The following is a 14,601-nucleotide window of genomic DNA, read 5'->3' on the forward strand; positions in this document are numbered from 1 at the left end:
AGATGCCGCTCCAGGGGGTGTTGACGATCTTGATTTTGAGGCCCGCCTTCTGGGCGATGGCCTTGATCATGTCCACGTCGTAGCCGACGATGTCCTTGCTCGGGCTTTCGTAGGCAAACGGCCGGTAGGTGGCGCTGGAGCCGACTACCAGTTCGGTGTTCTGGGCATGGGCGGCGCCCAGCGCGAGAGTGAACAGTCCGGCCGTAGCCACTATTTTTTGCAAGAGGTTCATGGGTAATTCCAAACAGGTGGGGTAGAAAACGCTTCAAGCGGCCCGCTGAGGGCCGCGAATCGAAAAGATACCAATGGTAACGCGTGCAAAGCCGGGGACACGCTCGTTGACGGTAATGGATGGGGCAGACGCACACCTGCCTGCATCCGGCACCGGCTGCAGGATCAGGATCAGGACCTGTCAGGCCCCGGGTGTTCTCAGGTATCTGTTGAAAAATTCCATCGTGCGCCCCCAGGCCAGCCGGGCCGCGGCGGCGTCGTAGCGCGGTGTCGTGTCATTGTTAAAACCGTGCTGGGTGCCGGCGTACTGATGGGCCGTGTAGGTCACGCCGGCAGCTTTCAGAGCAGTTTCATAGGCCGGCCAGGATGCGTTGGTCCGTTCGTCGATGCCGGCAAAGTGGATCAGCAGCGGCGCCTTGACCCTGGCGGCGGCTTCTGCCGGGGGATGGTTGCCATAAAAAGACACGGCAGCGTTGAGTTCAGGCAGGCGGGTCGCGAGCGTGTGGGCGAAGCCACCGCCAATGCAGAAGCCGACGACGCCCACTTTGCCCGAGCACTCTTCCCGGCCGCGCAGAAAAGTCGCGGCTGCGACAAAATCCTCCGTGACCTTTTGTTGGTCCAGCCGGCCAAAAAGCTCCCTGGCCTTGTCTTCGTCACCCGGGTAGCCGCCCAGCGGTGAGAGCGCGTCGGGTGCAAAGGCTACGAAATTGTCGAGTGCCAGGCGGCGGGCAATATCTTCGATGTGCGGGTTGAGTCCGCGGTTCTCATGAATCACGAGGACACCCGGCAGCTTGCCGGAGGCATTGGCCGGCTTGGCCAAATAACCCTTGCAGGTGCCCGACCCGGCCGTCGAGGGGTAGTCCAGCATGGCGGTCTTGAGCCGCCGGTCGTCTTTGGCTACCTGTTGCCCCGCGGCAAAGTTGGGACTCAAGGCCGCGAGCAGCGCGCCGGCTGTGATGCCAGCCGTGGCGAATTTTTGGGCACCTTCCAGAAAGCCGCGCCGGTCTATCGTGCCGTGCACATAGGCATCAAACAGAATCAGCAGTTCCTGGTCAAAATCCTGGGCAGTTTTACGTTCCATCGGAGTCTCCTGAAGAACTTCCAGCATATTGGTTTGCTGGAGGGTTGGCAAAAAGTGCCGGTCAAGCCCACAGCACGGATGGGCAAAGCAAGAATTGCCATTTGCTATTAAAAGTGTAGCTAATTAGCCGCGTATCCATTGAGGATGAGTCCTTTTCCTGGCCCAAATTGCTGGCAAAGCGGAAAATCCTGTTTAAATAGCGCCTTGGGACGGCCGCTGCAGAATTTGAACATCGCGCGTGGGCTGTGACTGACTGCTACTGACCGCTGTCGCCGCAGTTGTAGCACGCCCGTTCCGCTTGCGCAAAAAATGGGAGGACAACATCGTGAACCTGACGACATTTCTGATGACGTTGCTGGGCATTGCCGTGGGCATGCTGGCGGGCGCCTTGCTTTACGCCTGGCGGTTGCGGCGGGAAGCCAGCGAAAGGTTGCGCTTGCCTTCCACCTGGCCGCTCAAGGCGCGCGGGGTGGTGACGACCCAGGAGCAGAACGTCTGGACGTGGTTGCGCAGCACGTTTCCTGACCATATGGTGATGGTGAAGGTTCCGGTGCTGCGTTTTACCATTCCGCTCGAGAGGCGTGAGCGGGAAGGCGGCAAGGACCCGGGCGAGCGATGGCTGGAACTCCTCAACGGCGTTTATACGACCTTCACCGTCTGCACGACGGACGGCAAGGTGGTGGGGTGTGTGGATGTGCCGGGCAAGCGCGGCTTCAACCAGGCTGGCCGTGATATGAAGGATTCGCTGCTGTCGGATTGCGGCATACCTTTCATCATCGTTTACGCAACCCATCTGCCCAAGGGTGATGCATTGCGTGCCGCCTTCCTGGGGGAAATCCCGGGGCACGTGGGTCAGGAGGACCAGGACCACCAGGAGACTCGCGTCGGTGATACCCGCTTCCATGATGAACTGGATGCCTTTACCCAGCAGCGGGTCAAAACCGCCAAAGAGGCTGCTCTGCAAGAAATCAACAAGGACAGCCATCAGGGCGCACAGTCCGGCAAAAACAGCAACATCGGGTTTAGCGCCGATGGCGCAGGCACCATCCGGTCGCCCGACAATGCAGACCGGTTTGCCACGCAGTGGGATGACTCTTTCATCCAGCCGCTGGACACGCGGCCTGCCAAGCTTGAGTAAGGAAACACGTTAATGCTGGCGGCTCAGGCGCGGGTGGCCGGTTTCCCCGGTCATCCTCGCATGGAGGTCACGCTGTGAGCAGGCTGGGGCTGACCCGCGACAAGATCTACAAAACCGTGGCGCGGCAACTCCATGGCACGGTGCCTTGCTGGGTTTGCGGTGAGCACGTGACGCCCCAGGCGGCGACCCTGGAGCACATTCAACCCCTGAGTGCAGGTGGCAACAGCCATGTGGAGAATCTGGCCATCAGCCATGAGGTCTGCAATGGCCAGCGACATGCGGCGGGCACGGTTCCGGCCTCGGCCGGGTCTCCCGGGCGGGTACTCAGGCGGGCCGCCACGGAGCCTTGAGGAAGCCGTGAAGAGCGGCGAATACCGGTGAGCACCGGTGAATGCCCGGTAAGGCGAGGCAAAGCGGGGCAGGCCACCAATACCGCCGCCGTTCACATCGCTGTTCATGTCGCTGTTCACGCCGGTGCTGCTGTCCGTTTTGCTTGTTGCGACCAGTCCACCTAGCAAGCTGCCATGGCGCTACGCCGCAAGTTCAACTTCATCCGTCAAAAAGCCGCCGCTCTGGTGGGCCCACAGCCGCGCATACAGGCCGCCGCTCGCCAGCAGGGTGCGGTGGCTGCCTTCTTCCACAATGCGGCCCTGGTCCAGCACGATCAGCCGGTCCATGGCGGCAATCGTTGAGAGGCGGTGCGCAATCGCAATCACCGTTTTGCCCTGCATCAGGGTGTTCAGGCTGCTCTGGATGGCGATTTCCACCTCGGAGTCGAGCGCGCTGGTGGCCTCATCGAGCAGCAGGATAGGGGCGTCCTTGAGCATGACGCGTGCAATTGCAATGCGCTGGCGCTGCCCGCCCGAGAGCTTGACGCCGCGCTCACCCACGTGGGCGTCGTAGCCCTTGCGGCCATGCGGGTCTGTCAGGCTGGCAACAAAGCCGTCGGCTTCCGCGCGCCGGGCGGCTATCCGCATCTCCGCTTCGGTCGCGCCGGGACGGCTGTAGGTGATGTTGTCCCGTACCGAACGGTGCAGCAGCGAGGTGTCCTGCGTGACCATGCCGATGTGGCTGCGCAGGCTGTCCTGCGTTACGCCGGCAATGTCCTGCTCATCGATCAGCACGCGGCCGGCGTTGAGGTCGTGAAAACGCAGCAGCAGGTTGACCAGCGTGGATTTGCCCGCGCCGGAACGGCCAATGAGGCCGATTTTTTCGCCAGGCTTCACGGTCAAGGTGAGACCGTCAATGACGCGCGGCCCCTCGCCATAACGGAAGCCGACCTGCTCGAAGCGGACCTCGCCGCGCGGCACGTCGAGCACGGTGGCGTCTGGCCTGTCGACAATCGCGCGCGGCCGTGACAGGGTGTTGATGCCATCCTGCACCGTGCCCACGCTTTCAAACAGGCTGGTCATCTCCCACATGATCCAGTGCGACATGCCTTGCAGCCGCAGGGCCATGGCCGTGGCCGCCGCGACGGCGCCGGCACCGACCTGGCCCAGGCTCCAGAGCCACAGCGAGGTGCCCGCCATGCCGAGAATCAGGCCCATGCTCAGGGCATGGTTGACGATTTCAAATGCGCTGACCAGCCGCATCTGGCTGTAGCCGGTGTTCATGAACTCCTGCATGGCCGAGCGGGCGAAGGCGGCCTCGCGCTGGGTGTGCGAGAACAGCTTGACGGTGGTGATGTTGGTGTAGGCGTCGGTGATGCGGCCGGTCATCAGCGAGCGCGCATCGGCCTGTTGCTTGCCGATGTGGCCCAGCCGCGGCACAAAGAAGCAGAGCGACGCGATGTAGAGCGTCAGCCAGGCCAGGAAGGGGGCAATCAGCTTGATGTCGAAGGCAGCGGCCAGCACGGTCATGGTCGCCACATAGACCGCCATGGCCACCAGCACGTCGGCCAGCACAAACAGCGTGTCGCGCACAGCCAGCGCGGTCTGCATCACCTTGGTGGTCAGGCGTCCGGCGAACTCATCCTGGTAAAAAGCCATGCTCTGGCCCAGCATCAGCCGGTGAAAATTCCAGCGCAGGCGCATCGGGAAGTTGATGGCCACCGTCTGGTGCTTGACGATGGTCTGCAGCGCCACCAGCACAATGCTGCCCACCACAATCCACGCCAGCACGGTGAGGGTGGCGCCGTGGTCAAGCCACAAGCGTGCCGGTTCGGCCTTGCCCAGCCAGTCCACGATATGGCCCAGCATGGCAAACATCAGCGCTTCAAAGGCCGATATTGCGGCAGCCAGCAGGGCCAGCACCAGGATATAGCCGCGGGCGCCGCGGCTGCACGCCCAGATGAAGGCGATGAAGCCCTTGGGCAGCACGACCGGCTCGGCCTCCGGGTAGGCGTGCAGCAGCCTTTCGAATTTCCTGAACAGGGGCATGGCGGCGGTGCCGGCCTATTTCACGAGTTCCAGCAGCCGGTCCAGCCCGCCCTGGTTGATGGCAACCATGGCTTGCTCGCGCACCCTCGGCTTGGCGTGATAAGCCACCGACAAACCGGCTTCACCCATCATGGGCAGGTCGTTGGCGCCGTCGCCCATGGCAATGGCCTGCCGCGGGCTGATGCCCAGCTTGCCGCAGGTCTCGAGCAGCATCTTGCGCTTTTCCTCGCCGTCGCAAATATCGCCCCAGGGCTGGTCGACCATGCGGCCGGTCAGCAGGCCGTCCTTGATCTCGAGGACGTTGGAGCGGGTGTAGTCAATGCCCAGCTCGTCCCGGATGCGGTCGGTGAAAAAGGTGAAACCACCGCTCACCAGCAGCACCTTCAGGCCGGCATCCTTGCAGGCTTGCACCAGCCTGGCGGCGCCGGGGTTGAGTTTGAGGCGCGTACGGTAGACCTCGTCCATGCTGGCGGCGCTGACACCCTTGAGCAGGGCCACGCGCTGGCGAAGGCTTTCCTTGTAGTCGGTGATTTCACCGCGCATGGCCGCCTCGGTGATGGCCGCCACTTCTGCCTTGCGGCCGGCCGCGTCGGCAATTTCGTCCACGCATTCGATGTTGATCAACGTGGAGTCCATGTCGAAGGCAACCAGCTTGAAGTCGCCGAGTTTCAGATCGGGTATGGCGACGTTGACGACGAGGCCGGGGGAGATTTCAGCAGGATTCATGCGGTGGCAGTTTCTTTGGTGGGTTGTCCGAGTGAGCGCAGGATATCGCGCACCATTTGCGCGCGGTCTTTGGGGTTTTCCAGCCCGCGCTCTATGCGCAGCTTGTCGTTGCCGGCCAGTTTGATGTGCCGGTTTTTCTGGATGAGCTGCATGATGGCCATCGAGTCGATCGGCGGGTCCTTTTTGAATGTGATGTTGATCACACCCGGTGCCGCATCCACCTTGACCACGCCATACGGCCTGGCGATCACGCGCAGCCGGTGCACGTCGATCAGCGTCTGTGCCTGCGGTGGCAGCTTGCCGAAGCGGTCCACAATCTCTTCCAGCAGCGCGTCGATCTGGTCGGTGTTTTTGGCGGTGGCCAGCTTCTTGTAAAAACTCAGGCGCAGGTGCACATCGCCGCAATAGTCGTTGGGCAACAGTGCCGGAGCATGCAGGTTGATCTCGGTCGTCACGCTCAGGGGCGACAGCAGGTCCGGCTCGCGGCCGGCCTTGAGGGACGCCACGGCTTCGCTGAGCATCTCGTTGTACAGCTGAAAGCCTACCTCCATCATGTTGCCGCTCTGGCTTTCACCGAGTACCTCGCCGGTGCCGCGGATTTCCAGGTCATGCATGGCCAGGTAAAAGCCCGAGCCGAGTTCTTCCATCTGCTGGATCGCTTCAAGCCGCTGGCTGGCCTGCTTGGTCAGGCCTTCGATGTCCGGCACCATCAGGTAGGCATACGCCTGGTGGTGGCTGCGGCCGACGCGCCCGCGCAACTGATGCAACTGCGCCAGGCCGAACTTGTCGGCGCGGCTCATCACGATGGTGTTGGCACTGGGCACGTCAATACCGGTTTCGATGATGGTGGAGCACAGCAGCAGGTTGTAGCGCTGGGCCACGAAGTCCTTCATCACGCGTTCCAGCTCACGCTCGGGCATCTGTCCGTGGGCCACCGCAATGCGCGCTTCCGGCAGGACTTCCTCCAGCTTCTGGCGGCGGTTTTCAATCGTATCCACTTCATTGTGAAGAAAGTACACCTGCCCGCCGCGCTTGAGTTCGCGCAGCACGGCTTCGCGGATCACGCCGTTGTTTTCGCTGCGCACGAAGGTCTTGATCGCAAGCCGGCGCTGCGGCGCGGTGGCGATCACGCTCAGGTCGCGCAGGCCTTCCAGCGCCATGCCCAGCGTGCGCGGAATCGGTGTGGCGGTCAGCGTCAGCACATCGACTTCGGCCCGAATGGCCTTCATCTTTTCCTTGTGGCGCACGCCAAAGCGGTGCTCCTCATCGATGACCAGCAAGCCCAGCCGCTGGAACTTCACGTCCTGGCTGAGCAGCTTGTGGGTACCCACGACAATGTCGACACTGCCGTCGGCGAGACCCTTGATGGCCGCGGTGATTTCCCTGGCGGACCTGAAGCGGCTCATCTCGGCAACCTTCACCGGCCACTTGGCAAACCGGTCCACCAGCGTCTGGTAGTGCTGCTCGGCCAACAGGGTGGTGGGTGCCAGCAGGGCCACCTGCTTGCCGCCGGTGATCGCAATGAAGGCGGCGCGCAGGGCGACCTCGGTCTTGCCGAAGCCCACGTCGCCGCAAACCAGCCGGTCCATCGGGCGCGGGCTGATCATGTCCTGGATCACGGCATGTATGGCGGCGCGCTGGTCAGCGGTTTCTTCAAAGCCGAAGTCGTTGGAAAAGGCTTCATAGTCGCCCGGCGAATAGCGAAATGCATGGCCTTCGCGCGCCGCGCGGCGGGCATAAATGTTCAGCAGCTCGGCGGCGGAGTCGCGTATCTGTTCGGCCGCCTTGCGCTTGGCTTTTTCCCACTGGCCGCTGCCCAGCCGGTGCAGCGGCGCTTCTTCGGCGCTGACGCCGGTGTAGCGGCTGATCAGGTGCAGCTGGCTGACAGGCACGTACAGCGTGGCCTTGTCGGCATATTCCAGGTGCAGGAATTCCTGGAGCGAGGGCGTGCCGTCCGGATTTTTGTCCTGTCCCAGGTCCATGTTGATCAGCCCCCTGTAGCGGCCGATGCCGTGGGCGCTATGGACCACCGGGTCGCCGACATTCAGTTCGGAGAGGTCCTTGATCAGGGCTTCAACGTCGCTGACCTGTTCCTGCTTTTTGTTGCGCCTGCGGGTGGTGACACCGGCGGCAAACAGCTCGGTCTCGGTGACGAAGTCGATGCCTTCCTCGAGCCAGCTGAAGCCGATATTCAGCGCGGCCGTGGCGATGCCGAGTTTTTCGTCGCTGGCCTGGAAATCCTCGAGTGAGTCGAAGGCGGGCGGACTGACATTGCTGGCGCGCAGAAAGTCGAGCAGGCTTTCGCGGCGGCCATCGCTTTCGGCCAGCACGAGCACGCGATGCGCCGTGTTGCGCACGTGCCCCTTGAAGCGGGCCAACGGGTCTTCGGCGCCACGCACGACGGCCATGTCGTCGAGTTTCTGGAAGTGGGCATTGCCCTCCACATCTTCCACCGAGGGGCGCAGGGCGAGTTGTGCGTAGCCATTGGCCCGTGCGTAAAACTGCTCGCTGCCCAGAAACAGCGACTCGGGCGGCAAGGCTGGCCGGTCGGGCGCATCCCGCACCAGCCGGTAGCGGTCTTTGGTGTCCTGCCAGAAGCGCTGGAAAGCCGGCTCCAGGTCTCCATGCAACACGACCGTGGCATCGCTGCCCAGGTAGTCGAACACGGTGGCGGTCTCGTCAAAAAACAGCGGCAGGTAGTACTCGATGCCGGCCGTGGCGACGCCGTTGCCCATGTCCTTGTAGATGCGGCTCTTGGTCGGGTCGCCATCCAGCAGTTCGCGCCAGCGTTTCCGGAATTTGGCGCGTGCATCGTCGTCCATCGGAAACTCGCGGCCCGGCAGGAGGCGGACTTCCGGCACCGGGTAGAGGCTGCGCTGGCTGTCCGGGTCAAAGGTGCGGATGCTGTCAATCTCGTCGTCAAACAGATCGACGCGAAAGGGCACCAGCGAGCCCATCGGAAACAGGTCAATCAGTCCGCCGCGCACTGCGTATTCGCCCGGGCTCACCACCTGGGTGACGTGGCTGTAGCCTGCCAGGGTGAGTTGGGCCTTCAGGCGGGTTTCGTCGAGTTTTTGCTTGACCTTGAATTCGAAGGTGTAGCCCGCCAGAAAGCTCGGTGGCGCCAGGCGGTAAAGCGCGGTGGTCGCTGGCACGATCACCACGTCGGCACCGGTGTCCTTGTCGCGCTGCGAAATGCGCCACAGCGTGGCAAGCCGCTCGCTGATCAGGTCCTGGTGTGGCGAGAAGGTGTCGTAGGGCAGGGTCTCCCAGTCGGGGAACAGGGCGTAGCGTAGATCCGGCGCAAAAAAAGCCATCTCGTCCATCAGGCGCTGCGCGGTGGTGGCATCCGACGTGATGATGGCCGTGAGCTTGCCGGCCGCTTTCTCGCGCTGTCCCAGGCGGGCCAGCAGCAGGGCATCGGCGGAACCGGCGGGCTGTGGCAGGGTGTAGCGTTTGCCGCAAACGAGTGGAGGTAGATGCATTAATCGGTGCGCCGTCGTTAGGTCGGGTGAGGCAATCAAAAATTGTGCGGCGAAAAGTTGCGTTAAAAAATGACGAGAAAAGTGGCGGGAAAAACTGCGGGAAAAAGCAAGGCACCCCAAACCATTCGGAGTAGGGTGCTTCCAGCCTTCAGAATGAGGATTTTAGAATCTATGATGAGGCGATGACGGCAACCAGCGCAAATTCCCTCAATTCGTCCAATTCGTCCAATTCGCCCTCCGTGTCCCGGTTTTTTGCCCTGATTCCCTGTGCCGGGCACGGCAGTCGCGCCGGAACGCCCGGCGCCAAGCAGTACGAGGTGATTGCCGGCCGGGCCATGGTGTTGCATACGCTGGCGGCTTTTTCAGATGTGGAGCGACTTTCCGGCACGCTGGTGGTGGTGGCGCCGGGAGATCTTTTTTTTGATCAGACCCCGGGCAAGCTATTCGATGTGGCCGCCTGTGGGGGTGGCAGCCGCGCCGAGAGTGTGCGCAATGGCCTCCAGGCACTGCTCGACGGTGGTGCCGAAGCGCACGACTGGGTGCTGGTCCACGACGCCGCCCGCTGCCTGATTACTGCTGCGCAAATCAACCAGCTGATGGATGCCTGCGAGCACGACGATGTGGGCGGTTTGCTTGCGCACAAGCTGCCCGACACGCTCAAGGCGGAAGCGGGCGGGCGCGTGGCGGCCACCATTGACCGAGGCGATAAATGGCTGGCCCAGACCCCACAAATGTTTCGCATTGGGGCGTTGAGCCGGGCGCTCGACATGGCCGGCCCTGCCGTGACCGACGAATCCAGTGCCATGGAAGCCATGGGCCTGGCGCCGAAACTGGTGGCGGGCAGCGCGCAAAATTTCAAGGTGACTTACCCCGAAGACTTTGCGCTGGCCGAGGCGATTTTGCTCACGCGCAACGGTAGACCGTGAAGACCTGAATCCATTGACCGGCCCTCATTGACCATCGACTAACGACTAACGACTAACGACTAACGACTAACGACTAACGACTAACGACTAACGACTAACGACTAACCACTAACGACCATCGATCGCCCAGGAGGCGATTACTTTCTTTTTTCATGTGAAAGCGAATGCCATGAATTCCGTGCCGCCCACCCCAGTCAGTCCGCTTCCCAATTTCCGTATCGGCGAAGGCTGGGATACGCACGCGCTGGTTGCCGGGCGCAAGCTCATCATCGGCGGTGTTGAAATTCCACATCCAGTGGGCTTGCTGGGGCATTCGGATGCCGATGTGCTCTTGCACGCCATTACCGATGCTTTGCTGGGCGCGGCCGGATTGGGTGACATTGGCAGCCATTTCCCGGACACTGATGCGCGTTTCAAGGGCGCCGATTCCATGGTGCTGCTGGCTGAAGCCGGGCGGCTGCTGGCCGAGCGGGGCCACAAGATCGGCAACATAGACAGCACCGTGATTGCGCAGGCCCCCAAACTTGCCCCGCACATTCCTGCGATGCGCGCGCGGATCGCGCAAGCGCTGAGCCTGGAACCAGGGCAGGTGAATGTCAAGGCCAAGACCGCCGAGAAGATGGGGCCGGTCGGACAGGGGCTGAGCATGGAAGCCCGTGCCGTGGTGCTACTGTACTGACGCTATATTTTTAATAGCATTGAGCTGATTATTTATGGGCCTCTGGTCTTTTTTTGATGAGTGTGTGGACCGGTGCACCCCGCAAGGGCCTCAGCTTCTGCGCAGCTTGATATGCGCGGCCAGCCCGCCCGATCCGGTGTTGGTCAGGCCAAACACGCCGCCCATGCGCTGGACCGTTTTCTCGACAATCGCCAGGCCCAGGCCAGCACCAGTCGCAGCCGTGCGCGCTGCATCGCCGCGGAAAAACGGGCGTGTGAGTTTGGGCAGGGTATCCGGGGCCACACCCATGCCGTGGTCGCGCACCCTGAGCAGCACCCATTGGTCCCGGACTTTGGCAGCAATGTCGACCACGGCCACGCCGGTTTCGGCTGTTTTGCCATAGCGCCGGGCATTTTCAAGCAGGTTGGAAATGACGCGCAAGAGTTCGACCTCGTCGGCCAGGACGGCCAGGTCGTCGGGAACGGTCACGGTGACCCGCATGTCGTCATAGTCGGCGACGGCGTATACCGCCGCCTCGATCACGGCGTTGAGCGATACCGCCTCAAGGCGCGCCGGCTCGGGCCGGGCGTAGTCGAGAAATTTGTCAATGATGGCGTCGAGCTGGGTGATGTCGGCCGCCATATGGTCGCGCGCATCCTTGTCGGCCACGCTCATTTCGGTCTCCAGCCGAAGGCGTGCCAGCGGAGTACGCAAGTCATGGGAGATACCTGCCAGCATGATGACCCGGTCCTGCTCGATTTTGGACAGCTGCTCGGCCATGCGGTTAAAGCCGATATTGACCTCGCGGATTTCGCTGGTGGCTACTTTTTCGTCGAGCAGGCTCGCGTCAAAATCTCCATCCCGCATGCGGCTGGCCGCGAATGACAGCTGCTTGAGCGGGCGGTTGATCAGGCGCGCGATGAAGGCGGCCCCGGCCAGTGACAGGATCGCCGCGGTGATGAGCCAGATCACCCAGGTGCTGCCTCGGGAAGGCCCCACCTTGGAAGGATCGGTGAGCAGCCAGTAGGCGTCTCCGTCGATCGTGAAGCCGACCCACAGGCCTTTCTGGCCGTTGACAGTGCCGGCGACGACTGTGTTGGCGCCCAGGCGCGCCTGAAGCTCCTGGGTGATGCGTTCGCCGAGTTCATCGTCGCTTTCAAAGAGTTGGAACTTGTCCTTGGGTTCACGCGGCGTGATGCGTACGCGCTCCTCGTCGGCCAGCGTTTTGATCAGCGACACACGGGCAATCGAATCGGAATAGCGCAAGGCAGCACGGCTCAGGTTCACCAGCGATGCCAGTTGTTGGGCGCTTTGAATGGCGCGCGGCTCCGACTCCAGCGCGCGGAAGGTTTGAAGCCAGGCCACGATGGAACCGAGCAGCAGCAGCGACAGAAAGAAAAAGGTCCGCCAGAACAGGCTGAAACCCCGCCGTGGGCGCATTTCCAGCGGAGCGGGCGCAGTTTCAAGCGGTATCGGGTTGGTGGCGTCCATAAAGGTGGTTAGGCATGCCGCAAGGGCGCAAGGATGGACGTGAGTCTCGCCGGGTGCCGGTCAGGTCAGCGTGGACAGCCGGCACCTCCCTGCAAGACGTGGGGTGGGTGAGACCTGGCGTATCAGTTGGTTCCATCCGGTACAAAAACGTAGCCGATACCCCAGACCGTCTGTATGTAGCGGGGAACGGCTGCGTCCACCTCGATCAGCTTGCGCAGGCGCGAGACCTGCACGTCCAGGCTGCGGTCGAAAGGTTCGAACTCGCGGCCGCGCGCCAGTTGCGCCAGCTTTTCCCGGGAAAGCGGTTGGCGTGGATGGCGCACCAGGGTTTTCAGCATGGCGAATTCGCCAGTGGTCAGCGGTAGTTCTTCGCCGTTTTTATGCAGGGTCCGCAGGCCCATATCGAACGAAAACGGTCCAAAGGTAATCACTTCCTGGTCGCTGGACGGCGCACCCGGCACTTCGGCCGTGGGCCGGCGGCGCAGCACCGCGTGGATGCGGGCCAGCAGCTCTCGTGGGTTGAAGGGTTTGGCCAGGTAGTCGTCGGCGCCAACTTCCAGGCCGACGATGCGGTCCACATCTTCACCTTTGGCGGTCAGCATGATGATGGGCGTGCGGTCGTTGGCGGCGCGCAGGCGGCGGCAAATGGAGAGACCGTCTTCACCGGGCATCATCAAGTCCAGCACAATCAGGTCGACAGCGTCGCGCAGCATGATGCGGTTCAGGGCCTTGCTGTCTTCGGCAAGAATGACTTCAAAGCCCTCTTGGGCCAGGTAGCGGCGCAACAGGTCGCGAATGCGGGCGTCGTCGTCAAGGATGAGAATCTTGTCGGCACGGGCAGTGGGTTGAGCTTGGGTCATAGTCATCCGGTATTTGTAACAGAGCCATTTTGAAGGCTGAAAACGTCCGATGTCTCTTTTTTCACTTCCTTTGACACACTGTTACAAAAGTTGCGGCGAAATGCAAGGGGCACATAGAGCGGATGGGTATGTCGTTCAATCTCACGGATGTGATCAAAGGTGACCAAAAGCGAACTTCAACGCTGCCACGCCGTAACTGCGATATGGCCGGACCGGTGTTCGCTCCGGTTTCGCTTCAGGCTTGCCAATGACCGGTGCGTGTGAGCCCGGGCACCTTCACGGTGGGTGGTCGCCTGGGCCTGGAATTGCGCAGTTTCTGTAGACCTGATTTCCACTATTCACTGTTTCTTCACTGCCCGAAAGGTAATCACTTGATGCGTACTCAAAAATGGATAGCTGCTTGCCTGCTCATGGCAGGCGCTGCAGGCGTTTTGGCCCAAACCACGCCGCGGGAGCCCCTGCAAAATGTGGCTCAGTTGTCGGCCAGCGGGTCGGTAGAGGTACAGCAGGATCTGCTGTCAATTTCAATGAGCACCACGGTAGGCGGAACCGATGCAGGCGCGGTGCAAACCCAGCTCAAGCAGGCGCTTGATACCGCGCTGGCCCAGGCCCGGCAGGCCGCTGCCCCCGGCCAGATGGATGTGCGGACCGGCAATTTCAGCCTGTACCCGCGCTACGGCAAGGACGGCAAGATCAATGGCTGGCAGGGTTCCACTGAATTGGTGCTTGAAGGGCGGGATTTTTCACGCATTACCAGCACGGCTGGCAAGATACAGACCCTGACGCTGGCGAACGTCAGCTTCGCCTTGAGTCGTGAGCAGCGTGCCAGAGTCGAAGGTGAAGCCCAGGCGCTGGCGATCGAGCGCTTCAAGGCCAAAGCCGGCGAGGTATCGAAAAGCTTCGGCTTTAACAGCTACACGCTGCGCGAGGTGGCCATCACTGCCAACGACCAGGGCTATCCCCCCCGTCCGCGCATGATGGCCATGCAGGCCAAGGGCGATATGGCGGAAGCGGCCGTTCCTGTGGAGGCCGGCAAGAGCACGGTACTGGTGAGCGTGAGTGGATCAGTCCAGATGAAGTAGCGGGTTCCCCGCATACCATGCACCATGCCCCTTTCGGGGAAATTCCTCAGGCCGCTGACAGGCGGTTTTTACGTGCAATCACCACTGCACGCAGGTGATCGTAAATCCAGTTGAAGGCAAAGGTGTAGGGCAGGAAAAACAGCACGATGCCAATGTCCAGCACAAATGCTGCCCACAGGCCGATGTCCAGCCACCAGGCGGCCAGCGGCACGACCGCCAGGATCAGGCCGATTTCAAACAGCACGGAATGAACGGCGCGGGCCAACAGGGTGCGCCGAAAGCCCAGGCGGCGCTGTGCCCGATCAAATAGCGCATTGAACGCCATGTTCCAGGCCATTGCAATCAGCGAGATCATCAGCGTCAGCAAACCCATGTGGGCCAGCGAATAGCCGAGCAGCCAGGTGCCCAATGGCGCGCAGATGGCGATCGCCACCACTTCGAACCCGAGGGCGTGGAAAAAACGTTCCTTGACTGATTTTTGGTGATTCATGGTGCGTTTCGATGGCTACTTTTTTGCTTTTGTTTTTTTGTCTTAAAGATGATTT

13 protein-coding genes are annotated in these 14,601 nt (G+C 61.8%); 5 read left to right on the plus strand and 8 right to left on the minus strand.

Translation table 11 applies throughout. The features are described from left to right. The coding region (locus AC1DUR_RS12280) for a transporter substrate-binding domain-containing protein (protein WP_477721647.1) at positions 1-232 on the minus strand (232 nt) is incomplete at its 3' end. A 180-nt stretch (positions 233-412) separates the two neighbouring features. Beyond that, on the minus strand, positions 413-1,312 hold the full coding sequence (locus tag AC1DUR_RS12285) for a dienelactone hydrolase family protein (protein ID WP_477718010.1): 900 nt from the start codon (positions 1,310-1,312) through the stop codon (positions 413-415). 325 nt (positions 1,313-1,637) lie between these two features. On the opposite strand from AC1DUR_RS12285, the gene AC1DUR_RS12290 reads away from it, so the two are divergent. Both AC1DUR_RS12290 and AC1DUR_RS12295 read left to right on the plus strand, forming a co-directional pair. Then, complete coding sequence (locus AC1DUR_RS12290) at positions 1,638-2,450, plus strand: PDDEXK family nuclease (protein ID WP_477718011.1); 813 nt, start codon at positions 1,638-1,640, stop codon at positions 2,448-2,450. Positions 2,451-2,524: 74 nt separating this feature from the next. Next, on the plus strand, positions 2,525-2,800 hold the full coding sequence (locus tag AC1DUR_RS12295; protein WP_477718012.1) for an HNH endonuclease: 276 nt from the start codon (positions 2,525-2,527) through the stop codon (positions 2,798-2,800). Positions 2,801-2,980: 180 nt separating this feature from the next. Here the strand turns inward: AC1DUR_RS12295 and AC1DUR_RS12300 are convergent, their stop codons facing one another. Genes AC1DUR_RS12300 through mfd form a run of 3 tightly spaced genes read right to left on the minus strand, consistent with a single transcriptional unit; the run spans position 2,981 to position 9,039 of the window. Continuing rightward, positions 2,981-4,828, minus strand: coding sequence for an ABC transporter ATP-binding protein (locus AC1DUR_RS12300; protein WP_477718013.1), 1,848 nt, complete (start codon positions 4,826-4,828; stop codon positions 2,981-2,983). 15 nt (positions 4,829-4,843) lie between these two features. Further along, complete coding sequence (serB, locus tag AC1DUR_RS12305) at positions 4,844-5,554, minus strand: phosphoserine phosphatase SerB (RefSeq protein ID WP_477718014.1); 711 nt, start codon at positions 5,552-5,554, stop codon at positions 4,844-4,846. Beyond that, positions 5,551-9,039 carry a transcription-repair coupling factor gene (mfd, locus tag AC1DUR_RS12310; RefSeq protein ID WP_477718015.1) on the minus strand — a complete coding sequence of 1,163 codons (3,489 nt, stop codon included), beginning with the start codon at positions 9,037-9,039 and terminating at the stop codon, positions 5,551-5,553. The genes serB and mfd overlap by 4 nt, the downstream gene beginning before the upstream one ends. Before the next feature lie 182 nt (positions 9,040-9,221). On the opposite strand from mfd, the gene ispD reads away from it, so the two are divergent. Both ispD and ispF read left to right on the plus strand, forming a co-directional pair. Then, positions 9,222-9,965, plus strand: a complete 744-nt coding sequence (gene ispD, locus AC1DUR_RS12315) for a 2-C-methyl-D-erythritol 4-phosphate cytidylyltransferase (protein ID WP_477718016.1) — start codon at positions 9,222-9,224, stop codon at positions 9,963-9,965. Between the two features lie 169 nt (positions 9,966-10,134). Further along, positions 10,135-10,644: a 2-C-methyl-D-erythritol 2,4-cyclodiphosphate synthase gene (gene ispF / locus AC1DUR_RS12320; protein WP_477718017.1), complete on the plus strand. Its 510-nt coding sequence runs from the start codon at positions 10,135-10,137 to the stop codon at positions 10,642-10,644. Positions 10,645-10,734: 90 nt separating this feature from the next. Here the strand turns inward: ispF and AC1DUR_RS12325 are convergent, their stop codons facing one another. Then, complete coding sequence (locus AC1DUR_RS12325; protein ID WP_477718018.1) at positions 10,735-12,114, minus strand: sensor histidine kinase; 1,380 nt, start codon at positions 12,112-12,114, stop codon at positions 10,735-10,737. A gap of 122 nt (positions 12,115-12,236) precedes the next feature. Beyond that, complete coding sequence (ompR, locus tag AC1DUR_RS12330) at positions 12,237-12,974, minus strand: osmolarity response regulator transcription factor OmpR (RefSeq protein WP_011483627.1); 738 nt, start codon at positions 12,972-12,974, stop codon at positions 12,237-12,239. A gap of 374 nt (positions 12,975-13,348) precedes the next feature. Between ompR and AC1DUR_RS12335 the strand changes: the two genes are divergently transcribed. Then, positions 13,349-14,056 carry an SIMPL domain-containing protein gene (locus AC1DUR_RS12335; RefSeq protein ID WP_477718019.1) on the plus strand — a complete coding sequence of 236 codons (708 nt, stop codon included), beginning with the start codon at positions 13,349-13,351 and terminating at the stop codon, positions 14,054-14,056. A 46-nt stretch (positions 14,057-14,102) separates the two neighbouring features. Here AC1DUR_RS12335 and AC1DUR_RS12340 read toward each other — a convergent pair whose 3' ends face one another. Continuing rightward, the gene (locus tag AC1DUR_RS12340) at positions 14,103-14,546 is read right to left on the minus strand and encodes a multidrug/biocide efflux PACE transporter (RefSeq protein WP_477718020.1); all 444 of its coding nucleotides are present in this window, start codon (positions 14,544-14,546) and stop codon (positions 14,103-14,105) included. Positions 14,547-14,601: the final 55 nt, after the last annotated feature.

Source organism: Polaromonas sp. P4_F4 (genome assembly GCF_056401355.1).